The organism is Superficieibacter sp. BNK-5, assembly GCF_047456055.1.
Classification (GTDB): domain Bacteria; phylum Pseudomonadota; class Gammaproteobacteria; order Enterobacterales; family Enterobacteriaceae; genus Superficieibacter.
The window spans coordinates 1,202,668-1,227,217 of record NZ_CP179893.1; the positions used below are offsets into that span (position 1 = coordinate 1,202,668).

The window sequence follows — 24,550 nt, forward strand, 5'->3', positions numbered from 1 at the left end:
AGTGAAGACGATGCAGACCATTACCCATTCCTGGTTCGTCCAGGGCATGATCAAAGCCACCTCCGATGCCTGGCTGAAAGGCTGGGACGAGCGCAACGGCGGCAACCTGACGCTACGTCTGGATGAGGCCGACGTTGCGCCTTACCAGGCAGATTTCCACGCGCAGCCGCGCTACATCGCACTGAGCCAGCCGATGCCACTGCTCGCCAATACCGCCTTTATCGTTACCGGCTCCGGCAAATTCTTCCGCAACGTTCAGCTCGATCCGGCCGCCAGCCTCGGCGTAGTAAAAGTGGACAGCGACGGCGCGGGTTACCACATTCTCTGGGGCCTTACCGAAGAAGCGGTGCCAACCTCAGAATTACCGGCGCACTTTCTTTCCCACTGCGAGCGCATCAAGGCAACCAACGGTAAAGACCGGGTGATCATGCACTGCCATGCCACCAACCTGATCGCCCTCACCTATGTGCTGGAAAATGACAGCGCGCTGATCACCCGTAAGCTATGGGAAGGCAGCACCGAATGCCTGGTAGTCTTCCCGGACGGCGTCGGCATTCTGCCGTGGATGGTGCCGGGTACCGATGAGATCGGCCAGGCGACGGCGCGGGATATGCAGCAGCATTCGCTGGTGCTGTGGCCTTTCCACGGCGTGTTCGGCAGCGGTCCGACGCTGGATGAAACCTTCGGTCTGATCGATACCGCTGAAAAATCCGCAGAAGTGCTGGTGAAAGTGATCTCCATGGGCGGCATGAAACAGACCATCACCCGTGAAGAGTTGATCGCCCTCGGCAAACGCTTTGGCGTTACCCCGATGGCAAGCGCATTAGAATTGTACGCGTAAAAATTCACGCCCCGCGCACTCAGGCGGGGCGCAACGTTTATTGCGGCTAATCATACATAACATCATTCAAGCTGCATCAAGGCATAAGCTCGTGACCGGGATAAGAACGTCGCCTTACCGTGGCAGCCTGAAGGATAACGGATAGCATTAAGGAGAATTTCATGAGCTTTATGTTGGCACTTCCAAAAATCAGCCTGCACGGCGCAGGTGCCATTGGCGATATGGTAAAACTGGTTGCAGACAAACAGTGGGGCAAGGCGCTGATTGTTACCGACAGTCAACTGGTCAAACTCGGCCTGCTGGACAGCCTGTTTACCGCGCTGGATGCGCATCAAATGTCATACCATCTGTTTGATGACGTCTTCCCTAATCCGACCGAAGCACTGGTACAAAAAGGCTATGCCGCGTATCAGGATGCGCAGTGCGATTACCTGATTGCCTTCGGCGGCGGTAGCCCGATTGATACCGCGAAAGCGGTGAAAATCCTGACCGCCAACCTCGCGCCATCGACCGCTTATTCCGGCGTCGGTAAAGTGAAAAATGCGGGCGTGCCGCTGGTGGCGATCAATACTACCGCCGGGACCGCCGCTGAGATGACCAGCAACGCGGTGATCATCAATAGCGAGCGTCAGGTGAAAGAAGTCATTATCGATCCGAATATCATTCCGGATATTGCGGTCGATGACGCCAGCGTAATGCTGGAAATTCCGGCCTCCGTCACGGCGGCTACCGGCATGGATGCATTGACTCACGCGGTAGAAGCCTACGTTTCCGTCGGTGCGCATCCGCTGACCGACGCCAATGCGCTGGAATCGATCCGTCTGATTACGCAGTGGCTGCCGAAAGCCGTCGACAATGGACACGATCTGCAAGCCCGCGAGCAGATGGCGTTCGGTCAGTACCTTGCCGGCATGGCTTTTAACAGCGCCGGTCTCGGTCTGGTTCATGCTCTGGCGCATCAGCCGGGCGCGACGCACAATCTGCCGCATGGCGTCTGTAATGCCATTCTGCTGCCGATCATTGAGAATTTTAACCGTCCTAATGCGGTGGCCCGCTTTGCTCGCGTCGCACAGGCGATGGGCGTGGACACGCGCGATATGAGTGAGGAGGCGGCCAGCAAGGAAGCGATTAACGCCATCCGCTCCCTGAGCACACGCGTCGGTATTCCGTCTGGCTTCAGCAAACTCGGGGTCACCAAAGCGGATATCGAAGGCTGGCTGGACAAAGCCCTCGCCGATCCGTGCGCGCCCTGCAACCCACGCACTGCTACCCGCGATGAGGTCCGTGAGTTGTATCTGGAGGCATTATGATCCGCAAAGCCTTTGTCATGCAGGTCAATGCTGATGCGCATGAAGAGTACCAGCGCCGTCACAATCCCATCTGGCCCGAACTGGAAGCGACGCTGAAGGCGCACGGCGCGCACCACTACGCCATCTGGCTCGATAAACAACGCAATCTGCTGTTTGCGACGGTCGACATCGAGTCGGAAGAGCGCTGGGATGCGGTTGCCGAAACGGAAATCTGCCAGCGCTGGTGGAAGCATATGCGTGACGTGATGCCTGCCAACGCGGACAACAGCCCGGTGAGTAGCGAGTTGAAAAACGTGTTTTATCTGGCGTGATCTCACTGTACATGTGCCGGGTGGCGGCTTCGCCTTACCCGGCCTACGAAAACCATCAACATCAATAAGTTATACGTACCCCGTAGGCCCGCGCAAGCGAAGCGCCGCCGGGCAACGCCGCCAGCACAGGCGTTGCCCGACACCCATAAAAAAACGCCTGATATTCAGGCGTTTTTTCTGCTTTAACCCACTTAGAAGTAGTATTTGAAGCGGACGCGCGCGCCGTAGCGATCGTCGTCGCTGGAGATCTCTTCGCTGCTCTGGATTTTAGAGTAGTACGCGCCCAGATAGATATTGAAGTTCTGCATATCCATCACGTTCGGGATCAGGTATGACGCATGAATGGTATGAATATCGTAGGTGCCTTCATCGTCGATCCAGCAGTCGTTATCACAAACAACGCCGCTGAAATCGTCGATCTTGTTATGCGCGTAGATATAACCCAGCTCGAAGTTTCTCCACGTAACGTTGGTGGCGGCAGTGAAGTCCTGCTCGCTGTCGGCATCCATATACGCGGTGTTCACGTTCCAGAGAACGCCATCAAGCGGGTCAGCTTTCTGGCCGTTCCAGGTCATCGTAAAGCCGTAACCGGTACGGTCTGACTGATCGACAAGATCGCCTTTATTGTTGTAATAACCATAGGCGTTATTCACAACGTTAGATTCCATTGCTGCGGAGAAAGTCAGCGCATCAGTCGCTGACCAGGAAACGACCGGACGCAGGTAGACGACGTTCTTCTCTTTCGACATTTCGCGGCCATGGTAGCTACGTCCATCGACACCCTGGACATTGCCGCTGTCTGCATACAGTGATGAACCGTCTTCAATCAGGGAGTTCAGTTCGAAATACCAGTCATCGATCTGTTTGCTCAGCAGGAAGTTACCGCCAGCATCCGAACGACCACGGCCTTCTTTCATCATATAGATATAGCCCTGACCATCGGAGTACAGATCGTTCGCGGTATTACCGGAATGCTCAACAAAGGTATCATTGTTAAGCGGGAACATATCGAAGGCTTCGAAGCGCCCAATTTTAACTTTCCAGTCATTTTCCTGACCGAAATGGAAGTAGGCATCATCAAGGTTCATGGAACCGTACATATCCGCCAGCGGCTGAATGGAGAAACCGGCGAAACGACCATCATCCAGTTTACGCATACCGTCGAAGCCGATCAGGATACGACCGTCCATATCCCACTGTTCAGTGGTATGATCTTCATTAAGTTTCGTCAGCGTGCCACGGCGGCTTTCGCCGTCCATATTAAATTCGACGTCGCCATAGATTTTAAGATCGCCGTAACCTGTCAACAACAGGTTAGGTGAAGAGGCATTTTTTTTGGTTTCTGCCGCAGGCGTTTGACCATTAACCGGGGTGTTCCCCTGAGCAGCTTTAATTTCTTTTATTTCAGCAGCTTGCTTAATTTGCAGTTGCTGAACTTTATTCTCGGCCTGCGCAGCGCGGTTTTCTGCCGCTTCCAGCCGTGCTTCCATCTGTTCTAAACGCTGTTCCAGAGTCATACGTTGGGTTTTAGCAAACCCGGTATTAGCAACCAGCAATAATCCTATTGTGATTGCAAGCGTTGTTTTCTTCATTATTACCATTCCTTTTCAATGATTCATTAATTCTTAAAATCTATATTTGCGCGTCGATATATATTTCTGGCGAATAGTTTTTTTTATGATTTACCTGTTTAATTGAAAGCGTATTAATGGCTCCCATAAAAGAAACCCACCCTATCAAATAAGAGGTATAACCCAACGCAGGCCGGGGCAGAGTATTATCAAGGCCACTTCAAGTAAATATTGCAAAATACAATAACGTGAGCAAGGTAACATTATTTAACGAAATAAAATTGAACTATAAATATAAAGAATATATTAGTTAGAAGTAGTTATTTGATGAATATATTAATTTTTAACCCCCCGTATTCCCTGCATTTTTATGTCTCTCGGAATTTGTGAGCTATCTCGCTATTTCAGCGGTAATGGATTGGTATATTTTCCTCAAATCTGGCATATGCCAGTTTAAATAAATACGAGGCCACATGGAAAAGTTGAAAGTTGTAACGATTGGCGGTGGTTCAGGCTATACCCCGGAACTGATTGATGGCTTTATTCGGCGGCATACTGATCTTCCCGTCACGGAATACTGGCTGGTCGATATAGACGCCGGGCGAGAAAAATTAGAGATTGTGGGCCAGCTGGCGCAAAGGATGGTGAAAAAGGCGGGCATCTCGATGACGGTTCACCTGACGACCGACCGTCGGGAAGCGCTCAAAGATGCAGATTTTGTGACGACGCAAATCCGCGTGGGTCAGTTAGCGGCTCGCATCAACGATGAAAAAATCCCGCTGAAATATGGCGTATTGGGCCAGGAAACCACCGGGCCGGGCGGCTTTATGAAAGCCCAGCGCACTATTCCGGTGTTGCTGGATATTTGTAAGGACATGGAAGAGTTGTGTCCTGACGCCTGGATGATCAACTTCACCAATCCGGCAGGCATTGTGACCGAGGCCATCGCCAAATACAGCCCCATCAAATCACTGGGGATTTGCAGCGGTGCAAATAACATGATGATGGATATCGCCAAAGCCTACGGCGTTGAACGTAACGCGGTTACCGCGCGTGTCATGGGCCTGAACCATCTTATTTTTGCCGATCGCATTCTCCTGAACGGCAACGATACGACCGCCGATTTTATTGAAAAATTAGCGCAGGGTACTGGCACCAATAAGCTTAAAAACGTGCCCGATGTTGGCCTGCCGCCAGAGTTTATCCGCGCGCTGAACCTCTATCCGCTCTCCTATCTGAAGTATTTTTATCTGAACCGGGAAATGGTGGAGCACGAACTGGAAGATCAGAGAAACGGCGGCACGCGCGGCGAGCGCTCGCTGGAAATTGAGCATTCACTACTTGAACTGTACAAGAACCCGGCGCTGTGCGAAAAACCGGCCGAACTCTCCAGCCGTGGCGGTGCGTTGTACTCCGATACCGCGTGCTCCATCATCAGTTCAATCTATAACAACAAACACGAAGTGCATGTCGTTAACGTGCCGAACCAGGGAACCACGCCCGACTTGCCTGACGATGCGGTGATCGAAACCAGCGCGGTCATTAACAAATTGGGCGCTCACCCGCTGGCTTATGGTCGTCTGCCCGTGCGTATTCGTGGCCTGATTCAGAGCGTAAAAGCGTTTGAAGAGCTGACGGTTGAGGCGGCAATGACTGGCGATACCAGCATCGCGCTACTGGCACTGGTTAATCATCCGCTGGTGCCTTCAGTTGAAATCGCGCAGCACATTCTTAATGACTATCTGGCGGCAAACCGTGATTTCCTGCCGCAGTACACTTTCTGAGCTGGCCGCAGAATATCTCATTAAAGGGATTTTTTTATGCAAGACTTTCTGGAAAACAAACTGTTACCCATTTTGATGCGAGTGGGTAATAACGTCATTATGGTCGCTATACGTGACGGGATCTCGTTTACCCTGCCCTTTATTATTGCAGGCAGCGTGTTTCTAATCATTGCCAACTTGCCGATCCCCGGATGGAGCGAGTTTCTCGGCCCGTATGCCGAAATGCTTAGCGTACCGGTGCAAGCCACCTTTGGCGCGATTGGTCTGATTGCGGCGATTGGCATCAGCTACAACCTTGCCAAATATTACAAGCTGGATTGTCTGAGCTGCTGCTGTATTACAGTCGCAGTTTTTCTGCTCGCCCAGCTTGATGATACCCATAAAATCAACGTCAATAACTTCGGCGCGGCGGGATTATTTTCGGCGATTATTTTATCGGTCATCACGGTTTATATCGTCCGCTTTTTCGTGGTTAAGAAGATTTATATCCGTCTGCCGGACAGCGTTCCGCCAGCGGTGCTCCAGTCTTTTATCAGTCTGGCCCCCGCAATGGCCTGCCTGATCCTGATTTGGCTGGTACGAGTGGTGCTCAATTTTGATATCAACGCCTTTTTCACGCTGATCTTAAGCCCGCTGGTTATCGGGCTGGATACGCTGCCGGGGATACTCATTCTGGTGGCGCTGATCTCACTGCTGTGGAGCTGTGGTATTCACGGGACTAACGTTCTCTCCGGTATTACCAGCCCGATATTTCTCAAGTTTATTGCTGAAAACACCGAGGCTTATCTGCAACATCAACCGGTGCCGCATATTACGGCTGAAGGGTTTTATAACTTCTTCATCTGTTCCGGCGGGTCCGGCGCAACGATGGGGCTGGTACTGGCGATGCTCTTATCCAAAAGCCGCTATTACAAATCGCTGGGACGCATTTCCATTGGTCCGGCCATCTTTTGTATTAATGAACCGGTGATCTTCGGTGTGCCGATGGTGTTTAACCCGGTCATGATGCTGCCGTTGATCCTGACGCCAATGGTCATCTGCACCTGCTCGTATCTGCTGATGCAGTTTGGCATTATTGGTCGTCCGGTATTCCAGATCCCCTGGACCATGCCGCCGATCCTTAACGGCTACTTTGCTACCGGCGGGAATATTCCGGCCGCCATCTGGTCTGGCTGCATGGTGATTATCTCAACGGTCATGTATTACCCCTTCTTCCGTATCCTTGAGCGTAAGCAACTGGCTACTGAGAAAGAAGAAGCTGCCGCCTTAGCCAGCGCCGGGGCGTAATCGTTTTTTGTTCCATTCTGCCGGGTGGCGCTTCGCTCACCCGGCCTGCATTCAATTAAATTTCAATATGTTATCGGTATAATCACTTCAGATGTGATGCGCTTTTGATTTCCCGCCACGACGTTAATGTTACACTAACGCTCTTTTTCTTTATCAAGATCCGGCACGATGACCGCTCGCTATATTCAGATAAAAAACGCGATAAAAAAACAGATCCTGAGCAATACATGGCAGGTCGGCGAGAAAATCCCGTCAGAACGCGAGCTGGCCGTCACGCATGGCGTTACCAGGGTTACGCTGCAAAAAGCGATGCACATGCTTGAGCAGGAAGGGTTTATCGAGCGCATCCACGGTAAGGGCATGTTCGTCACCCGTGCGATTGAAGACGATGTTTTCATGCTCAATGACGGCACCAGCGATTCCGTACAAGGCTTCTCCCGGGAATTTCGTGAGCAGGCAAAAGTCTCCAGCCGTCTGGTTTGTCACCAGCTTCTTCCCGCCGATAAAACCGTTGCCCGCCATCTTGAGATCAACGAAGGCGAACCGGTGCACTTTATCCGCCGCGTTCGCCTGATTGATGACGAGCCGGTACTGGTAGAGGACTCATGGATTAATCGCGGCGTTATCCCCGTGATCCCCTCCCGGATCCTCGAGGAAGGCTCGCTTTACGAATATATCGAGCACACCACGGGCAAGAAGATAAAGTTTTATAGCTCGGTGATTGAAGGCGATTTGTTTGGCGAGGAACTGGCGGCGCTTCTCTCCATTCAGCCGGGCCGTCCGATGCTTAAAGTCTCCGGCGTGACCAAACTTGAGGATGGCACGGCGTTTAACTACTCGTTTAGTTATAACCGTGCCGATAAGTTTAAAATCAAAAATAACTGGGTGGGGAAATAGCGGACATTACTGGGCAAGCCGGTTTTTCAGCGGATTAATCAGCGGCGTGCCGGATAAGGTAAACGCTGACAGCACCGTCATCGCCAGCACGAAGCAGCCAAGGATCAGGTAGGTATCCTGGAAGCCGATGCGGTCATACATATTTCCCGCAAAAGCGGACAGGAAAATCGCGGCCAGCTGCTTAGCAAACTGGAATCCAATGAGATAAATCGTCGCGGAAAGCCGGGTGTCGAATACCCCGGTAATATATTTAAACACGCCCACCAGCAGGAACGGCACTTCCAGCGCATGTAGCATCTTCAGCGCGACGACCTCCATTGCCGTGGTCGCAAATGACGAGCCGACAATACGCATCGTCATAATCAGTCCGGCGATCAGCAGCGTATTCTTTGCCCCGATGCGATTAATGATCCACGGCGAGCAGAACATAATTATCGCATTACAGATCTCGCCTGCGGTGGTGGCGAAACCAAAGGCGCGGGTACCCGCTTCCGGCGTGGCAAAAAAGGATTTAAAGAAGGTCGCAAATTGCTGGTCGAAAACATCGTAAACACAGGCGACACCAATGACATATAGCACCAGCATCCACATTTTACGCTGACGGAACAGACTAAAGACCATTCTGGCGTTGATTTGCGGCTGGTTCGCGCCGAGGGCATCCATGACCTGTGCGGTCTGATTTTGCCGGGGTTTCGCCACCAGCAGCAATAGCATCAGCAGAAGGGCTGCCGCCGATCCCATCCAGAACACCCATTCCGGGTTAACGCTGAACAGCATCCCCGCCGTTGAGGCGCACAGCCCCCAGCCCAGGCAGCCAAACATCCGCGCCTTGCCGTATTCAAAGTTGCTGTTACGGCTCACACGCTCCACGTAGGCTTCCATCGCGCCTGACCCCGCAGAGAAAACAAAACCAATATAAATCCCTCCGGCCAGCGCACCGAGCCAGATATTGGTTTTCAGCAACGGCGCAAAGACGTAGAGAAAAAAGGGCGCAAACAGAAAAAGGGCAATCGCGATGACCCACAACAGGTTCTTTTTCAGCCCCAGCCGGTCGGAAATCACCCCGAGCACTGGCTGGAAGCTAATCGCAAACAGGGAGACGCAGGAGAACACAATCCCGGTGTCCGTTTTGGTCAGACCGATAATGTCGGACAGCCAGATCGGCAGAAAGGGGAAGCAGGTGGCCATAATAAAAAAGTAGAGAAAAACGAACAGGCCAAAAATCCAGAAATTCGGATTGTCTTTGTGGGTACAGATCGTGGTATTCATTTTTATTCCTCAGATAAGGGCCGCCTGCGCGACCCTACACGCTTACACGCGTTCGAAGCCAATCAGGATGGCACTTTCGGGATCCAGAATCGGCAACGACATTCCCGCCTGCATCAACCATTCACCGCTGATGGTTTGCGACGTCAGCATCCACTCCGGCAGCTTGCGCATGGTATGCCCGCCCTCACCGGTAATACTGATATCCGGGTGATCGAGCAGCGTAATGCGGTACTGTGCATCGACGTCCAGCCCCGCCATCCGCAGCGGTGACATCAGGGTGTAATCCGGCATCGCCAGTTGACTCACCAGCAGCAGCGCCTGACGCCGATCCTGCGCGACTATCGCCTGCGCCATGGTGGTCGTGTCCGGCATATCAAGCCGCCACTGCGTCCCGCTATGGATAAGGCCGCGCCACTGTTTGTAAAGCGCAGCATAATGCCGGTAGCCCTCACGCTCCTGCGCATCGGCGCTGACCGGGTCCAGCTCCAGCCCCATGTGTCCAAACAGCGCGGTCAGGCCGCGAAACGCAATGCTGTGCTGACGGAAGGTGGCGTGACAGTGGCGGTTGCCAATGTGCGCGCCCATCACTTCCGGCGGAAAGAAGTAGCTCATGCCGCGTTGAATGGTGTTACGTTCCAGCGCGTCATTATTATCCGAGGGCCAGAAGCGATGGCAGCGGGTCAACACCTCGTAGTCGATACGACCGCCGCCCGAGGAGCAGGATTCGAATTCAATATGCGGGAAGCGGGCACGCAGGGTATCCAGCAGACGGTAATACTGACGGGTTTGCGCATCGGCCGCCGCTTTACCCTCATGCGCAGGCTGAACGATTTCCCGGTTCATATCCCACTTCACATAGTCAATCTCGTGCTCGCCGAGCAGCCAGCTCATGCGCTCAAGCAGGTAATCAAAAACCTGCGGAATATTCAGGTTCAGCACCAGTTGATGACGGCCACGCAACTGCGGATACCCTGGCATCGCCAGCACCCACTCCGGATGCGCGCGGTATAAATCTGAGTCCGGGTTAACCATTTCTGGCTCTACCCAGATGCCAAATTCCATACCCTGAGCTTTAACATGGTCGATAACGGGTTTCAGTCCCTGCGGGTATTTCTTCTCATCCAGATACCAGTCGCCTAACGCCGCGTAATCATCGTTACGGCCCTTAAACCAGCCATCATCAATAATGAAACGTTCCACGCCCAGCGCGGCGGCATCGTCCGCCATCTTCATGATGTACGCCGGATCGTGGTCGAAGTAGATACCCTCCCAGGTATTGAGATGCACCGGGCGCGGCTTGTTATCCGGGAAGCGAATGAGGTTCTCGCGCAGATAGCGGTGGAACTGCTGGCTCATGCCGTTAAGGCCCTGCGCGGAGTAGCTGGCGTACAGCCGTGGTGTCCACAGTGTTTCACCCTCTTCCAGCGCCATTTCGCCCGGCAGGTACAGCGCTTCGGCCTGTACGTAACGACGACCGTCGGTTTTTACCTCTGCCCGCAGGCGGTGGTTGCCGCTCCAGCCGAGATGAACGCCCCAGACGTCGCCGTGCATTTCACTGAACGCTGGCGTGCCGGTCATCAGCGCCGGGAAATGTTCATGCGAGCTGCGTCCCCGGCGGCTTTCCAGCACGACACTGTCATGTTCAAGGGTCAGGCGATGCGGCTGAAACTCGCGGATCCAGCGACCATGAAAGGCCATCACGTCGCGGGCGCGTTCGGCCACCGGCAGCGTGACCGCCAGCCTGTCCACCTGCCACGCCTGCGCACGCAGGTTGGTCACCCCATGGCGCACCACCAGCACACCGCTGGTATCAAGATTAATTTCACTGACCAGGCGCAGCCCCGCCAGCTCATCCTCGGCGAGGATCGTCAGCGCCTGCCCCTGCCGCTCAACGTTCACCGTTTTAAACATCGGCGAGCCATCCAGCCCCTGTCGGTGGCCTTCGATGCCCGGCGTGCCGAACAGACCGTGCCCCGGCTCTGCCATCAGGGTTAACGGAATATCCACATCCAGCCTGCCGTTCGCTACCGGGCGAACCAGACTGGCGGCATCCTGCGGCGAAAAGTGCTTAAGATGCGCTCCCCAATAGAGAATTTCGGCGAAGGGGTGGGTTTTGATCACTACATCTACGGTGGCGCTTTCAAGGCGTAAAATCGAATCTTGCATCAGACATCTCCTGTCGTCGGGATGTCTTACTGTTGATCCGAAACGTTTCGGACAACAACCAAAACGTTTCGGATCTGTGATCAAGATATAATTTTACGTGTAAGGTGGAAAATCAGGCGGTGACGCCCCGCGTGAATTCAGGTTGCCACAGCACCTGCAACTGAGAGAGATCTTCTCCGCCAATAAGCTGGCGGACCATGGCCGCAATCTGCTTGCCCACGCCTTGTCGCGTCGACTGGATCACGGCGGCGACGTCGGTTTCCACGATGCTGTCCTGTGGCAGGCCATCGTAGACAATAAGCGCCACGCGGTTGTCACCCTCGAGCCTTCCCATATAGGACAGCGCCATGGCGGCACCATCGCCGTGCGTGTTGCAGTCGGTGACGATGGCGGTGGGGGGTTCAGGCAGCGCGAGCAGTGCCTGCGTTTCGTTATAACCCGCGCGACGAGAAGGCGGTACGACGCGTAGCCATGCATCAGAAAGGCCCGCTTCGCGCAACGCGTCCAGATAACCGTTGCGCCGCTGGGTAATAAAGGCCTGATTATTACGTTCACTTAGCAGCGCAATGCGTTGATGGCCCTGTGCAATCAGGTGGCGCGTGGCCTGATACGTCCCGGCATAGTTATCGAAGTCAAACCAGGCATAGGGCCGGGGAAGCTGGCTGCGGCCCAGCGCGAGAAACGGGAATCCGGCACGCTGCAACTGCTCAAGGCGTGGATCGTGGTCCAGGGTATGCGCGACGATCAGCGTGTCGACGCGCCGACTCTGCACCATCCGCATGAAGCCGTGTTTATCGGCCTCGTCGTCATCGGCCATCAGCAGCAGGTCGATTTCATAACGTGCCAGCTCGTGACTGATTTCGCCGACCATCTCGATAAAAACGCTGTTGCTCAGCGGCGCAGGACGGACGGGAAACACCAGCCCTACCGCGTCAATTTTGCCCATTTTCAAACGGCGGGCAAAGGTGTTCGGACGGTAGCCACGCCGCTGCGCTTCTGCTTCGACGCGGGCGCGCGTCTCGCGGGAAACATCGTCGTATCCGTTTAACGCGCGACTCACCGTGGTGACGGAGAGCTGCAATTCTTTCGCAATGGCTTTAAGTGACATACGTACCTGCACAGGCTGATTGGCATGATAGTGTCCCGCAACCGGGAAAAGGGATCCAGCGTCAGTTCTGTTCGGCGACGAGAATGGCCTGGGTGTCCGGCTCCAGCGCTTTGAATACGTGTGGCTGGTCACCCGGATAGCAGATGTAGTCGCCTTCGTTTAACTCTTCCGGGGCTTCGGTTAAGCCGACCAGCGCACGTCCCTGGGTGACGATAATATGCTCGACCGAGCCGGAAGGATGCGGATGCGAGATACGATCGGCACCGGGCTGCGTCAGCAGAAGATAGATATCGCGACGCGCACCCGGTGGACAGGTTGCCAGCAACACCGCCTGATAATGTGCCTGCTCCGCCACCACTTTGGTGCCCTCGCCCCGCCGGATAACCTGCGTTTTATGCTGCTGCGGTTCAAGCAGGCGGGCAAAGGGGATATCCAGCGCCACGCACAGTGACCAGAGCGTTTCCAGGCTGGGATTACCATTACCCGATTCCAGCTGGGAAAGCGTTGATTTGGCGATCCCGGCACGACGCGCGATTTCCGCCAGCGATAGTCCGGTTCTCAGGCGCTCACGGACCAGGCTTTTGGCAATGGTGCTGATTGGCTGCGTCATAAAGCCACTCCACTGTTTTATTTACCGAACGAAACGTTCGCCTTGAAAAACGATATTGATATGTTCATTATAATGGATACCTGTTCGTTATGGCGATAATAGTATGTCTCTCTCGTTCTTCTCCAGCCTGAAAAGCGACACCATAAAAGCCATTTTTCTGGTTTGTCTGGCCGTCGGTGTCGTCGGCGCCTCCTACGGATCGCTGGCGATGGCCTACGGTTTTCCGCTGTGGCTACCGCTGCTGCTTTCTGTCGTTGTGCTGGCCGGGGCCTCGGAGTTTATGTTTATCGGCATTGTGGCCAGCGGCGGTAATCCGCTGGCGGCGGCCATCGCGGGACTGCTGGTCAATGCCCGTCACTTTCCGTTCGGCGTTACCGTGCGCGATCTGGTTGGCAAAGGCGTGATGAGCCTGATTGGTTGCCACATTATGAATGACGAGAGCGTGGTGTTTGGTCTGTCTCAGCCTACGCCGGAGCAACGTAAAGCTGCCTTCTGGCTGTGCGGCATCGGCGTGGCGCTGTTCTGGCCGGTCGGTACGCTATTGGGCGCAGCGGTAGGTAAGCTCCTGCCTGCGCCGGAAACTATCGGCCTGGACGCAGTATTTCCCGCCATTCTACTGGCGCTGGTCCTGCCTGCAATGAAGAAAAAAACCACCCTGATCCGCGCCACCAGCGGTGCAGCTATCTCACTTGCCGCCGTGCCCTTTGCCCCGGTGGGCCTGCCAGTGCTGCTCTCCCTGCTGGGCTTAGCAACAAGGAAAAAATGATGGCTGACTACACGTTGATCCTGACTGGTGTGGCAATCCTGTCGATTGGCACGTACCTGATGCGACTGGGCGGGGCAAAATTGGGAAACCGGCTGACGCTCTCCGAACGCGCGCAGGCGTTACTCTCTGATGCGGCAACGACGCTTCTCTTCTCGGTGGCGCTGGCAACCGCCCTGTATGAAGGCGGTCATTTCGCCGGCATGGCGCGAGTGCTGGGGGTGGCGTTCGCGGTATTCCTCGCCTGGCGCAAAATGCCGTTGATTGTGGTGATCGTCGCGGCAGCCGTGGTAACCGCGCTGCTACGGCTGGCGGGAATGCCGTAGTAAAGTGTGTTCTCCTCCACAAATTTAGCACGCCACTCTGCCGGGTATTGTCACCCGGCTTTGACATATTGCCACTCATCTCCACGCCGCTATCTCATTAGAATCAGATGATGATTTGTGCAACGGAGTTAGTTCATGGCGACGCTTACCCTTAGCTGTATTGACCTCAATATCCCCGGAAACAGTGCTTATTCCATTCTCAAACAACTGACGGAAATGGCCTGGCAGAACGGCTATATCACCGATCGCGGCGCGTTTCTGCAAACGCTGCTGCTGCGTGAAAAACTCCACTCCACCGGTTTCGGTTCAGGCGTTGCCGTCCCGCACGGCAAAAGCGCCTGTGTCAAACAGCCGTTTGTGTTGTTCGCCCGAAACAATCAGGGCGTGGCGTGGAAGGCCAGCGATGACGAGGCGGTGACCTGCTGGATTTGCCTCGGCGTTCCGCAGGAGGGCGAGGAAGATCAGGTCAAAATGATTGGCACGCTGTGCCGCAAAATCATTCATGCCGACTTTATCGACCAGCTCAAGCAGGGCGATGCTCCTCAGATCCTGTCTCTTTTAACCCACACCTTAAGCCAATAAGGAGAACCGGATGGGATCCTTACAGTTAGTTGCCATCACCAACTGTCCGGCGGGCATCGCGCATACCTATATGGTGGCGGAAGCGCTGGAGCAAAAAGCCCGCGCGCTCGGCCATACCATTAAAGTGGAAACGCAGGGATCGAGCGGCGTGGAGAATCGCCTGAGCGAGGCGGAGATCGCCGCAGCGGATTACGTCATTCTGGCAACCGGACGCGGGTTGAGCGGTGAAGATCGTGCGCGTTTTGCCGGGAAAAAGGTCTATGAAATTCCGATCTCTCAGGCACTGAAAAACATCGACCAGATTTTTGCCCACTTGCCGACGCATTCACAGCTTTTTGCGGCCGATAGCGGCGTTAAGCTGGGAAATCAGGAGGTACAACAGGGCAGCGTGATGAGTCACCTGATGGCGGGGGTTTCTGCTGCGCTGCCATTTGTGATCGGCGGCGGTATCCTGGTGGCGATTGCTAATATGCTGGTGCAGTTCGGGTTGCCTTATACCGATATGGCAAAAGGAACGCCGTCGTTTACCTGGATAGTGGAGTCCATCGGTTATCTCGGCTTTACGTTTATGATCCCGATTATGGGCGCGTATATCGCCTCCTCCATCGCTGATAAACCTGCGTTTGCGCCTGCGTTTCTGGTCTGTTATCTGGCAAACGATAAAGCGATGCTCGGCACGCAGTCCGGCGCAGGTTTCCTTGGCGCGGTAGTCCTGGGGCTGGCAGTTGGCTACTTCGTGCTCTATTTCCGCAAAGTCCGTCTCGGCAAGGCCCTGCAACCGCTACTGGGGTCCATGTTGATCCCATTTGTTACTCTGTTGCTATTCGGGGTGCTGACCTATTACGTGGTCGGTCCGGTCATGTCCGATATCATGGGCGCGTTGCTGCATTTCCTGAATACCATTCCGCCGTCAATGAAGCTCGGCGCGGCGTTTTTGGTTGGTGCGATGCTGGCATTTGATATGGGCGGACCCATCAATAAAACGGCGTGGTTCTTCTGCTTTTCGCTGCTGGAGAAACATATTTACGACTGGTATGGCATCGTCGGCGTTGTCACGCTCTTGCCTCCCGTTGCCGCAGGCATTGCTACCTACATTGCCCCCAAACTGTTTACGGCGCAGGAAAAAGCCGCAGCCAGTAGCGCCATTGTTGTCGGCGCAACCGTCGCCACTGAACCTGCTATTCCTTACGCACTGGCCGCACCGCTGCCGATGATCACCGCTAACACCCTCTCTGGCGGTATTACCGGTATGCTGGTTATCGCTTTTGGTATCAAACGCCTGGCACCCGGATTAGGTATCTTTGATCCGCTGATTGGCCTGATGTCGCCAGCCGGGTCGTTTTATCTGGTGCTGGCCATCGGTCTGGCGCTGAATATTTCTCTTATCATCATCCTTAAAGGGTTGTGGCTGAAACGTAAGGCCGCGCAACAGGAGGTTGCCCGTGAACACTGATTTACTCCGGAAGCTCTGCGATGCCAGCGCCGTGAGCGGCGATGAGCATGAGGTACGTCAGGTCCTGATCGGGACGCTGGAAAACGATGCCGATGAGATTACGTTTGACGGTCTGGGCAGTTTTATCGCCCGTAAAGGCTCGCGCGGACCTAAAGTCGCCATCGTCGGCCATATGGACGAAGTGGGCTTTATGGTGACGCATATTTGCGAGAAAGGGTTTATTCGCTTCACCACCGTGGGCGGCTGGTGGAGTCAGTCCATGCTCAACCATCGCGTGACCATACGCACCCGCGACGGGCAGAAAATCCCCGGCATTATTGGTTCGGTTGCACCGCACGCGCTCACCGAAAAACAGAAGCAGCAGCCGCTGACGTTTGATGAAATGTTTATTGATATCGGCGCAGAAAGCCGCAAAGAGGCAGAGTATCGCGGCGTTGCCGTGGGTGATTTCATCAGCCCGGAAGCTAATTTTGCCCGCTGGGGCGAGGATAAGATTGTCGCCAAGGCGCTGGATAATCGCGTTGGCTGCGCCCTGATGGCAGAGCTATTCCAGACGGTGAACAACCCGGACATTACGCTTTATGGCGTAGGCAGCGTTGAGGAAGAGGTGGGACTTCGCGGCGCACAAACCTCCGCCGAGTCGATTAAGCCCGATGTGGTGATCGTGCTGGATACCGCCGTCGCTGGCGATGTTCCGGGCATTGACGGGATTAAATATCCGCTGCAACTGGGTGAGGGTCCGGGCGTCATGCTATTCGATAAGCGCTACTTCCCGAACCAGAAACTGCTGGCCCTGCTCAAACAAAGCGCTACCCGCAGCCATGCCCCGCTTCAGTTTGCCACCATGAAAACCGGCGCGACCGATGGCGGACGCTATAACGTGATGGGTGGCGGTCGCCCTGTGGTCGCGCTCTGCCTGCCCACGCGCTATCTCCACGCTAACAGCGGCATGATTTCCGCCAGAGATTATGAGGCCTCGTTGACGATGATACGTGAACTGTTGCTGTCGCTGAATGAGCAGCACGTCCAGGACATGAAGGATTTCCGCTAAGGGCACATTATGCTTAACGAACGCCAGCTTACCCTGCTCGACCTTCTTGAACAGCAGCCCGGTACTCTTATCGAGCTGGCGCGGTTAACAGAGGTTTCCGGGCGTACCGTTCTGCGTGATATTGATTATCTTAACTTTACCCTCAGTGGGACGGCCCACATTCAGGGAACCGGTAGTTCAGGCTACCGGTTAGAGATTTTTGACCGCCGCCGCTACTTTCAGCTACTGCAACGGCACGATAATGATGACCGGTTGCTGGCGCATTTGCTGATTAATGCTTTTACCACGCGTACTCAGCTTGCGGAGGCGCTCAATTTACCCGAGGCGTGGGTGGTCGACAGACTGCCGCGTCTCCGGCTTCGTTACGAACGTGCCTTTACTCTGCAAAGTCGTCCCGGTATGGGTCATTTTATTGATGAGCCGGAAGAAAAACGCATTATCCTGCTGGCCAACCTGCTGAAAAAAGATCCGTTTATTATTGCCTTGCCTGGGGTCACGCCGGAGGTCGTCGGAATGCTCACGGAAGTGGATAACGAGCATTTACAACTGTCGTTTATTCCCGGCGACTATATCGCCAGTGTGATCCTCGCCGTCTATGCGCTACGTCATCGTCTCATCCGCCGCTGGCCTGAGACACGTCACGAGGCGCTGCGGACAGCCATCGAGCGCGCGGGCTTGTATTTAGGCACCGAGGCAATAAATACGCTAAATGGCTTGTTGATGCTTCATCAACAACGTGCCGGTGCGGTCTCTGCCGCCAGTATCGAGGCATTATTGCAGTCCCTGCCGGATATCGCCCGGCTGAATATTATCGACACGCCGCTGGTAGAGGATTTAACGGGCCATATCCTGCGCTGTACTGCCGCTCCTGTCTGGCTGTCAGAAAACCGTCAGGGTAGCCTGAATAACCTTAAGGCCGCCTGGCCCGCCGCGTTCGACCTGAGCCTGCATTTTATTAATCAGCTAAGTGAACAGCACAATATTCCGGTATTCGACAGCGATCTGGTGGGGCTTTATTTCGCCTGCGCGCTGGAACGCCATCAGAACGAACGCCAGCCAGTGATCCTGCTGTGCGAGCAGAATGCCATCGCCACCATCAATAAGCAGGCCATTGAGCGGGAAATTATTAACTGCCGGGTGATTATCGCGCATTCGCTGACGGAGTTGGACAATATCAGCACTGAGGTTGAGCCAATGCTGATTATTAATAACAGCCACTTTTTCCCGGATGAAGCACGCCACAAAGTGCTGGTGATTAAAAATATTATTACCGCAGCCGGGATCGGTCAGATAAAAGATTTTCTGGCCTCGGCGTTTATTCGTCAGCAGCCTGAACGTTTCTTTCTGGCGGAGGGGAGTTTTCATTACGATAACGCGGCGGACGAATCCTGGCAGGCGATCATGTCGCACATTTGCGGGCGACTGATCGCGGAGCAACACCTTACGCCGGATGAGGCCGAACGTATCTGTCTGCGTGAACAGGAGGGAGAAAACCTGATTGTGAACCGGATTGCCATTCCCCACTGCTGGAGCGAGCAGCAAACGCGGTTTCGCGGATTTTTTATTACGCTGACTTCGGCCATCCAGGTGAATGGAGAGCTGGTTAATCATGTGCTGATTACCTGTGCCAGCTCCAGCGCCCGCCATGAGCTTAAAATCTTCAGCTACCTGGCGAGCGTACTGTACCGTTATTCGGGTGAGGATATTATCGCTCTGACCGGACATGAGGCGTTTGTGGCGTTATTGCGGGAATAGCCTTCATTTGTGGAGGCGAAATCCACACGATTCATACGCCGCCTTTAGCCTGTTCATCGACTCAGCCAGTTGCGCACGTGGGCAAGCAATGTTTAGTCTCATGTGTCCCTCGCCGCCGGGACCATACTGTATACCCGGCGAAAGACCAAGCTTAGCGTTATGAACAAAAAATGACATTAACTGCTCGTCATTCAGGCCCATTTTTTGCGCATTCAGAAAAACTAAATAAGAGGCACCGCCATAAATCACGGATATCAGAGGGCAGTTCTTTTCAATTTCTTGCTTAACATAGGCCACATTTTCAGATAAATAGGGTAATAAACTTCCAATCCAGTTATCGCAGTCCGTATAGGCAGAATAAATAGCCGCCTGTTGTATCGAATTCGTCTCGGCAAGGTAGCAGTTATCGAGAAAATGATAGAATTTATTGCGCAATGCATCATTTTTTATAAGCGCGATCCCGCCCTGGATAGCGGGAGTGTTAAACGCCTTGCTGATAGAAGTAAAGACGATTGATTTACTGTTTAATGACGCATCCAGGGTAAAAAAGGGAATATGCTGCTTAGGCGGCAATGTTAAGTCGCAATGCACCTCATCTGATACGACGATGACGTCGGCCTCATGGCAACACCGGTTAATCTCTTCAAGCGTCGCCCGATCCCAAACGATTCCCCCCGGATTGTGTGGAGAGGAAAACAGAAACATCTTGCACGTTTTTAATTTTTCGCGGAAGTCATGCCAGTCCAGTTCGTAAATGCCATTTTTTTCAACTAAACGAGTTTGAACCAAATTTCTTCCACTGGTTTTTACCAGGTTGGGATAAGGATCATAGATTGGCGTGCATGTTAATATTTGATCGCCCTTCTCCGTTAATGCCATTATAGATAAGACTATCGTTTTTATTACGCCTGGAACAAAATGTAACCACGCTTCATCAACGCTGATACCATAACGTTTTTTATACCACCCGCACACGGATTGCCGCCATTGAGGATGTTCCATATTATAACCCTGAACAGGTTGCGACACGACCTCACGTAGGGTATTCAGGATTGGTTCTGGCGTTGTGAATTCCATATCTGCAATCCACATAGGTAATACATCTTCAGTACCAAACATTGCTTTCAATTGCCCATACTTGCGGCTACGCCTGTCTCGTGTAATAACGCGATCAAAACCAGACATCACAATCTCCTGTTTTAAAAATCATAAAGGCATCATGCGGTTAAATTTTGCTGAGCCTTTATATTCCTTAGTGTGCGTAATAAAAGAGTAAACCTGTAATTAGTTCTCAACCAGACGCTCAGGATCATCACCCGGTTGATACTTTGCAATACCAATACCCGTCGCCGCCCACAAAAGGGCAAAGATAATACCGCTATAACAGAGAATGGCCCACGGTAAATAATCGAGGGTCGCGACGCCTAACATCGTTGCGCAATAGACGCCAGACGCTGACCAGGGAATAATAGGCTCGACAACCGTTCCTGCATCTTCCGTTGTACGGGAGAGGTTTTTGGTGGCCAACCCTCTTCTTTTGTATTCCTCTTTAAAGGCGTCGCCACAAAGTAGTAAGGGTAACGTCCCGTTTGCAGTACATGCACAGATGGTAAAGGTGCTGATAATAGTGGTTAATACCAGACGGAATGTCGATTTAACGCCTTTGGTCAGCGCGCTAATCACCGTATGCAACGAGCCGGTGGCACTCATTGCGCCCGCAAAACTAAAGGCACTAAACACCGTCACGAAACTACTGAACATGGATATTGCACCGCCACGCTCCAGCAAGCGAGAGACGTCGGAAGGAAAAGCCGCGACATTATTGCCTTCAAGCATAGCGAGTTTAAAACCGCTTACCACCGACTCTCCCACTGAAGATGCTGAAAAATCCTGAAAGACCAACGCAAGGATCATTGAGACTAATGTTGATAAGAACAACATAGGAATCGGAGGTCTTTTGGTGAGCGAGCCGTACAAGACGATAATCGGCGGTAACAATAAGAACAAATTAAAATGATAAATATGTCCAATGGCGTTCATCAACACAGAAATATTTTCTGGTGTTTCTACGGAGACATCAATTCCCATCCCCATATAAACATACACGACGCAGCATATAATAAACCCAGGCCCGGTCGTCCACAACAGATGCGCTATATGAGAATAAAGATTCACTCCCGCCGCAAGCGCCGCCATGTTTGTTGAATCAGATACCGGAGATAATTTGTCGCCAAACCAACAGCCAGAGACAATGGCCCCGGCCGCAATCGCAAGCGGCACATTCAGGCCAATAGCAACACCAATCATCGCAATGCCAACGGTACCAATCGACCCCCAGGAGGTACCGGTACATACTGAGATGAGTGCCCCCAGCAGGAAAGCGGATATATAAAAATATTGAGGATTAATAAATTTTAACCCATAGTAGATCATCATGGGTATCGTTCCAGATACCATCCATGAGCCAATAAGAAAACCTATGCTTGCAACAATAAGGATGACGGGTAATGCTTCAGCTATTTTATCACAAATTGATTTTAGAATATCATCCCATGTATAGCCATGCGCCAGTGCAATAAGTGAAGCAGTGGCTGTCCCCATCAGAATCATAGGTTCGGCACGGATATTAAAAACAAAATAACCTATGCTAATCGCGCCCAGCATTACTATCATGGGGATTACTGACCAGAAAAAAGACAATTGCCTTCTATTTTTCAAAGCGTTACTCTTCAATTCCATAATTCCATCCAAACAGTTAAAAGTTGAATATCTATTACAGATAGCCTTACCCTAAGTAATAGTAATGTATGAACTTACATTTTTTATATAAGTTCCTTGTGGGAATGAAGCATATTATTTTTAGCGCTATATGCTTTTTCATAGCTATAACACTTTACTGATCTCTTACACCTCCTGGTGCGGCAAATGTTGTCTTCGTTGTTGACTCAGCTTACGGTACTGCTGAGGAGGCATACCGACATATTTATTAAACGTGCTGTAAAAACGGCTACTGGAACGAAAACCAGCAATCATGGCTATATCAAGGATGGTCTTATCCGTATCGCTAAGCAGAGCACGCACATGATTGATACGCATAGACGTAATGTATTGTTTCATGGTCAGTTGCATAACACGCTGGAAAATACCCATCGCGTAATTAGGATTTAGCTTCACATGTTCGGCTATGGCATTGACAGTCAATATTTTGTCGCAATGGGTTGCGATAAACTCCAGCATCTGACTCACATAAAATTGTGAATGCCGTGAAAGGCTATCTTTCTGCGTGCGCGATGTTTTATGAATTAAAGCAGGTTGCCAGCCAGAAAGGCTGAATCGCTTTAACATCAGGGCAATTTCATCGATCGCCAACTGGCGAACCTGCTCATTATCGCTGGTAAGCTCATGCTGCCAACGCTGAACTTCAAAAATACTGAGTTGCTGTGCGGCGATAGATTCGATGACCATGCCATGAGTGACATGATTAATCAGCTCACGATCCAACGGCCAGGTTAAAAACAGATGCATGGGCAAATTGAATATCGCCATCTGCTTACAGTGGCCTGGATTAGTGAGTTGATGAGGAGTACAGGCCCAAAACAAGGTGATATAACCCTGTTTGATCTGCACAACTTCATCGTTAAAAAGGTATTCCACATCGCCATCGAAAGGGACATTGACTTCAACCTGACCATGCCAGTGGCTGTAAGTCATAGCCAGCGGCGCCCGCAACTCAACGTCCATACGCTGATACTCTGAATAGAGTGCCAGAGGGCTACGCGTCGTTTTTTCATAACTGCGACACATATGCGGTTCAGGTGGCAGTTGCGGAATACCATTTTTCATTATGAGTAGCGTTCCCGGAACATGAGTCAGACATACAGTGATGGCAAAGCATGGATACAGCTTAACCGAAAAAAATCTCCTTTTTACTCTTCTTTTTCGCGAAATCATTCCCAAAAACTCAGATTTAATACGTTCCGGGGCAAGATCTGAGATAACGGGAAGGGCACCTATATGTTGCTACTCAGTATAAACTGAGGCCGTTCCGGTTAAGAAACGGCCTCCAGTGTGCATAACACTAAATGCAGGAAAGTAATTGAGGTACCCCTCTGATTTATCCCGGTGTGATTAGTGCAGGCGATTATAGTTGTCCACCATCTGGTTATAGCTTCTTAGCGCGCGTGGATAAGAGGCTTCAACCATCCAGCCTCCATTTGCATCTGAGAGAAGCCTGTTTTCACTTTCGGAGTAAGGTGTCTTATCTCTTACACGGCGGATATATTTTTTAGCATCAAGTTGGTATTCATCAGCCGAGGAAATAAACATTGAAAAATTATGAGAGCTATCCGATTGTGCCTTTAATTTTTCTTTAAATTCAGCGGTGGTTTTTTCCAGTTCTGTTAGCTGTTTCATCGCGCTATCAGCATCAAAGGTTTCACCACTAATAATGTCATTAAGGTTGCCAGAATGAATCATTAAGGACAATGAATAATAATTTTCCGATTTTCCTTCGCTTTGCTCAATCGCCTTTAACTGTGCAACCTGGCGTTCAGCTTCCACTTGTTTAATAGCGTCATTATAATTTTTCGCGGCAGGCTCAAAGGTACTCCACTGTTTCATCAGGGTTTGATGCAGCGTTTTACCTTGTGCAAAGGCATCATCCTTGTAGTTTTCCTGCTCGTAGTATTTATTGATTTCATTGATGGTATTGGCGACATCCACCGCACTGGTGATAAAGGTGGAGGCTGCACCATCCATCGGTTCCAGTGCAGGTTTCAGCTTAACGACTTCAGGAACAGCTTTCTGGCATTTTTCAATCGTAGAATCAGATACGGCATAGGTCCCGTAAACGATACGCTCTTTCCCGGTGGGGCCAGTCTCAAGATCTTTCAGCCAGCTCGCATAGCGATCCATACTGTGATAAATCGAAAGCTGCAGGGTATTATAGCAATCAATATATGTGTTCATTTTCTCATCATGAACCATTTGCTGATCGCCCTGTGCGTCATTGGCGGGTGCCGCTTGTTCTTGCGTTTTAGGGGGTACAGCATCAGACGGCGCTGGCGCACTGCTGGAAGATGCTGCCTGAGAGGGTTCAGTTGAATCTTTATCATCACAACCAGTGAGTAGGGTTAAAACAATGGCTGTTGCTAATAGGCTCCGCTTCATATATTTCCTGCCCGAGGTATTAAAAGAATACTTATCATTAACCAGGTTTTTAGTAAAAGCAATTTCCGATGGGAAATCACCTGGTAATAAAAAATCAAGAAAACATATCTCATCATTTGGGATGAAAAAAATGTCTTCTGTAATTTTAATTGGTATTACTTAATTGAAACACCCCCCTATATTGGGGAGGTATACGATAGCATGTTCCTCTCATATCAAAATAAGCGCAGTAAAATTTACGGCGCTTCTGCACCATCCCCTCCACAAAGGAGGGAGAAAAACTATTGAGAAATACGT

General features: G+C 52.1%; 21 protein-coding genes. 12 read left to right on the forward strand and 9 right to left on the reverse strand.

Going from position 1 to position 24,550, the window contains the following annotated elements; translation table 11 throughout:
• Window positions 1-10 precede the first annotated feature (10 nt).
• The 3 genes from rhaD to rhaM all read left to right on the forward strand — a co-directional run bounded on the left by rhaD (window position 11) and on the right by rhaM (window position 2,462).
• Window positions 11-841 carry a rhamnulose-1-phosphate aldolase gene (gene rhaD, locus ACMGGS_RS05775; RefSeq protein WP_414165368.1) on the forward strand — a complete coding sequence of 277 codons (831 nt, stop codon included), beginning with the start codon at window positions 11-13 and terminating at the stop codon, window positions 839-841.
• A gap of 161 nt (window positions 842-1,002) precedes the next feature.
• Complete coding sequence (gene fucO, locus ACMGGS_RS05780; RefSeq protein ID WP_414165369.1) at window positions 1,003-2,151, forward strand: lactaldehyde reductase; 1,149 nt, start codon at window positions 1,003-1,005, stop codon at window positions 2,149-2,151.
• Window positions 2,148-2,462: an L-rhamnose mutarotase gene (gene rhaM / locus ACMGGS_RS05785; protein ID WP_176919624.1), complete on the forward strand. Its 315-nt coding sequence runs from the start codon at window positions 2,148-2,150 to the stop codon at window positions 2,460-2,462. Before fucO ends, rhaM begins: the two co-directional genes overlap by 4 nt.
• Window positions 2,463-2,653: 191 nt before the next feature.
• Here rhaM and ACMGGS_RS05790 read toward each other — a convergent pair whose 3' ends face one another.
• Complete coding sequence (locus ACMGGS_RS05790) at window positions 2,654-4,054, reverse strand: carbohydrate porin (RefSeq protein WP_414165370.1); 1,401 nt, start codon at window positions 4,052-4,054, stop codon at window positions 2,654-2,656.
• 452 nt (window positions 4,055-4,506) lie between these two features.
• Here ACMGGS_RS05790 and ACMGGS_RS05795 point away from each other — a divergent pair, with 452 nt between their 5' ends.
• The 3 genes from ACMGGS_RS05795 to ACMGGS_RS05805 all read left to right on the forward strand — a co-directional run bounded on the left by ACMGGS_RS05795 (window position 4,507) and on the right by ACMGGS_RS05805 (window position 8,001).
• On the forward strand, window positions 4,507-5,817 hold the full coding sequence (locus ACMGGS_RS05795) for a 6-phospho-beta-glucosidase (protein ID WP_414165371.1): 1,311 nt from the start codon (window positions 4,507-4,509) through the stop codon (window positions 5,815-5,817).
• Window positions 5,818-5,853: 36 nt separating this feature from the next.
• On the forward strand, window positions 5,854-7,104 hold the full coding sequence (locus ACMGGS_RS05800; protein ID WP_414165372.1) for a PTS sugar transporter subunit IIC: 1,251 nt from the start codon (window positions 5,854-5,856) through the stop codon (window positions 7,102-7,104).
• A gap of 168 nt (window positions 7,105-7,272) precedes the next feature.
• Window positions 7,273-8,001, forward strand: coding sequence for a GntR family transcriptional regulator (locus tag ACMGGS_RS05805; protein WP_414165373.1), 729 nt, complete (start codon window positions 7,273-7,275; stop codon window positions 7,999-8,001).
• Window positions 8,002-8,007: 6 nt separating this feature from the next.
• On the opposite strand, the gene ACMGGS_RS05810 is transcribed toward ACMGGS_RS05805, so the two are convergent.
• The 4 genes from ACMGGS_RS05810 to ACMGGS_RS05825 form a co-directional block, all read right to left on the reverse strand.
• Window positions 8,008-9,270, reverse strand: coding sequence for an MFS transporter (locus ACMGGS_RS05810; RefSeq protein ID WP_414165374.1), 1,263 nt, complete (start codon window positions 9,268-9,270; stop codon window positions 8,008-8,010).
• Between the two features lie 42 nt (window positions 9,271-9,312).
• The gene (locus ACMGGS_RS05815) at window positions 9,313-11,436 is read right to left on the reverse strand and encodes an alpha-galactosidase (RefSeq protein WP_414165375.1); all 2,124 of its coding nucleotides are present in this window, start codon (window positions 11,434-11,436) and stop codon (window positions 9,313-9,315) included.
• A 112-nt stretch (window positions 11,437-11,548) separates the two neighbouring features.
• Window positions 11,549-12,544 (reverse strand): substrate-binding domain-containing protein, encoded by a 996-nt coding sequence (locus ACMGGS_RS05820; protein ID WP_414165376.1) that lies wholly within the window; start codon window positions 12,542-12,544, stop codon window positions 11,549-11,551.
• A 61-nt stretch (window positions 12,545-12,605) separates the two neighbouring features.
• Window positions 12,606-13,154, reverse strand: coding sequence for a helix-turn-helix domain-containing protein (locus tag ACMGGS_RS05825; RefSeq protein WP_194208547.1), 549 nt, complete (start codon window positions 13,152-13,154; stop codon window positions 12,606-12,608).
• 103 nt (window positions 13,155-13,257) lie between these two features.
• Between ACMGGS_RS05825 and ACMGGS_RS05830 the strand changes: the two genes are divergently transcribed.
• The 6 genes from ACMGGS_RS05830 to ACMGGS_RS05855 all read left to right on the forward strand — a co-directional run bounded on the left by ACMGGS_RS05830 (window position 13,258) and on the right by ACMGGS_RS05855 (window position 19,084).
• The gene (locus ACMGGS_RS05830) at window positions 13,258-13,920 is read left to right on the forward strand and encodes an AzlC family ABC transporter permease (protein WP_414165377.1); all 663 of its coding nucleotides are present in this window, start codon (window positions 13,258-13,260) and stop codon (window positions 13,918-13,920) included.
• On the forward strand, window positions 13,920-14,243 hold the full coding sequence (locus ACMGGS_RS05835) for an AzlD domain-containing protein (protein ID WP_414166206.1): 324 nt from the start codon (window positions 13,920-13,922) through the stop codon (window positions 14,241-14,243). The genes ACMGGS_RS05830 and ACMGGS_RS05835 overlap by 1 nt, the downstream gene beginning before the upstream one ends.
• A 135-nt stretch (window positions 14,244-14,378) precedes the next feature.
• The gene (locus ACMGGS_RS05840) at window positions 14,379-14,825 is read left to right on the forward strand and encodes a PTS fructose transporter subunit IIA (protein ID WP_414165378.1); all 447 of its coding nucleotides are present in this window, start codon (window positions 14,379-14,381) and stop codon (window positions 14,823-14,825) included.
• A gap of 10 nt (window positions 14,826-14,835) precedes the next feature.
• Window positions 14,836-16,278 carry a PTS fructose-like transporter subunit IIBC gene (locus tag ACMGGS_RS05845; RefSeq protein ID WP_414165379.1) on the forward strand — a complete coding sequence of 481 codons (1,443 nt, stop codon included), beginning with the start codon at window positions 14,836-14,838 and terminating at the stop codon, window positions 16,276-16,278.
• A complete protein-coding gene (locus ACMGGS_RS05850; protein WP_414165380.1) occupies window positions 16,268-17,329 on the forward strand; it encodes an aminopeptidase in 1,062 nt (353 codons plus the stop codon). The genes ACMGGS_RS05845 and ACMGGS_RS05850 overlap by 11 nt, the downstream gene beginning before the upstream one ends.
• Before the next feature lie 9 nt (window positions 17,330-17,338).
• Entirely contained in the window at window positions 17,339-19,084 is a 1,746-nt protein-coding gene (locus ACMGGS_RS05855; protein ID WP_414165381.1) for a putative frv operon regulatory protein, read from the forward strand.
• Window positions 19,085-19,087: 3 nt separating this feature from the next.
• Here the strand turns inward: ACMGGS_RS05855 and ACMGGS_RS05860 are convergent, their stop codons facing one another.
• The 4 genes from ACMGGS_RS05860 to ACMGGS_RS05875 all read right to left on the reverse strand — a co-directional run bounded on the left by ACMGGS_RS05860 (window position 19,088) and on the right by ACMGGS_RS05875 (window position 24,253).
• Window positions 19,088-20,269 carry a MalY/PatB family protein gene (locus ACMGGS_RS05860; protein WP_414165382.1) on the reverse strand — a complete coding sequence of 394 codons (1,182 nt, stop codon included), beginning with the start codon at window positions 20,267-20,269 and terminating at the stop codon, window positions 19,088-19,090.
• A 99-nt stretch (window positions 20,270-20,368) separates the two neighbouring features.
• A complete protein-coding gene (gene nhaC / locus ACMGGS_RS05865; RefSeq protein ID WP_414165383.1) occupies window positions 20,369-21,823 on the reverse strand; it encodes a Na+/H+ antiporter NhaC in 1,455 nt (484 codons plus the stop codon).
• A gap of 165 nt (window positions 21,824-21,988) precedes the next feature.
• Window positions 21,989-22,927: a transcriptional regulator MelR gene (melR, locus tag ACMGGS_RS05870; protein ID WP_414165384.1), complete on the reverse strand. Its 939-nt coding sequence runs from the start codon at window positions 22,925-22,927 to the stop codon at window positions 21,989-21,991.
• A gap of 285 nt (window positions 22,928-23,212) precedes the next feature.
• The gene (locus ACMGGS_RS05875) at window positions 23,213-24,253 is read right to left on the reverse strand and encodes a YiiG family protein (RefSeq protein WP_414165385.1); all 1,041 of its coding nucleotides are present in this window, start codon (window positions 24,251-24,253) and stop codon (window positions 23,213-23,215) included.
• Window positions 24,254-24,550: the final 297 nt, after the last annotated feature.

What these genes read in the sequence shown, in the direction of transcription:
- rhaD (WP_414165368.1), top strand. Translation starts at nt 11, where the DNA reads ATGCAGACCATTACCCATTCCTGGTTCGTCCAGGGCATGATCAAAGCC.
- fucO (WP_414165369.1), top strand. Translation starts at nt 1,003, where the DNA reads ATGAGCTTTATGTTGGCACTTCCAAAAATCAGCCTGCACGGCGCAGGT.
- rhaM (WP_176919624.1), top strand. Translation starts at nt 2,148, where the DNA reads ATGATCCGCAAAGCCTTTGTCATGCAGGTCAATGCTGATGCGCATGAA.
- ACMGGS_RS05790 (WP_414165370.1), bottom strand. Translation starts at nt 4,054, where the DNA reads ATGAAGAAAACAACGCTTGCAATCACAATAGGATTATTGCTGGTTGCT.
- ACMGGS_RS05795 (WP_414165371.1), top strand. Translation starts at nt 4,507, where the DNA reads ATGGAAAAGTTGAAAGTTGTAACGATTGGCGGTGGTTCAGGCTATACC.
- ACMGGS_RS05800 (WP_414165372.1), top strand. Translation starts at nt 5,854, where the DNA reads ATGCAAGACTTTCTGGAAAACAAACTGTTACCCATTTTGATGCGAGTG.
- ACMGGS_RS05805 (WP_414165373.1), top strand. Translation starts at nt 7,273, where the DNA reads ATGACCGCTCGCTATATTCAGATAAAAAACGCGATAAAAAAACAGATC.
- ACMGGS_RS05810 (WP_414165374.1), bottom strand. Translation starts at nt 9,270, where the DNA reads ATGAATACCACGATCTGTACCCACAAAGACAATCCGAATTTCTGGATT.
- ACMGGS_RS05815 (WP_414165375.1), bottom strand. Translation starts at nt 11,436, where the DNA reads ATGCAAGATTCGATTTTACGCCTTGAAAGCGCCACCGTAGATGTAGTG.
- ACMGGS_RS05820 (WP_414165376.1), bottom strand. Translation starts at nt 12,544, where the DNA reads ATGTCACTTAAAGCCATTGCGAAAGAATTGCAGCTCTCCGTCACCACG.
- ACMGGS_RS05825 (WP_194208547.1), bottom strand. Translation starts at nt 13,154, where the DNA reads ATGACGCAGCCAATCAGCACCATTGCCAAAAGCCTGGTCCGTGAGCGC.
- ACMGGS_RS05830 (WP_414165377.1), top strand. Translation starts at nt 13,258, where the DNA reads ATGTCTCTCTCGTTCTTCTCCAGCCTGAAAAGCGACACCATAAAAGCC.
- ACMGGS_RS05835 (WP_414166206.1), top strand. Translation starts at nt 13,920, where the DNA reads ATGGCTGACTACACGTTGATCCTGACTGGTGTGGCAATCCTGTCGATT.
- ACMGGS_RS05840 (WP_414165378.1), top strand. Translation starts at nt 14,379, where the DNA reads ATGGCGACGCTTACCCTTAGCTGTATTGACCTCAATATCCCCGGAAAC.
- ACMGGS_RS05845 (WP_414165379.1), top strand. Translation starts at nt 14,836, where the DNA reads ATGGGATCCTTACAGTTAGTTGCCATCACCAACTGTCCGGCGGGCATC.
- ACMGGS_RS05855 (WP_414165381.1), top strand. Translation starts at nt 17,339, where the DNA reads ATGCTTAACGAACGCCAGCTTACCCTGCTCGACCTTCTTGAACAGCAG.
- ACMGGS_RS05860 (WP_414165382.1), bottom strand. Translation starts at nt 20,269, where the DNA reads ATGTCTGGTTTTGATCGCGTTATTACACGAGACAGGCGTAGCCGCAAG.
- nhaC (WP_414165383.1), bottom strand. Translation starts at nt 21,823, where the DNA reads ATGGAATTGAAGAGTAACGCTTTGAAAAATAGAAGGCAATTGTCTTTT.
- melR (WP_414165384.1), bottom strand. Translation starts at nt 22,927, where the DNA reads ATGAAAAATGGTATTCCGCAACTGCCACCTGAACCGCATATGTGTCGC.
- ACMGGS_RS05875 (WP_414165385.1), bottom strand. Translation starts at nt 24,253, where the DNA reads ATGAAGCGGAGCCTATTAGCAACAGCCATTGTTTTAACCCTACTCACT.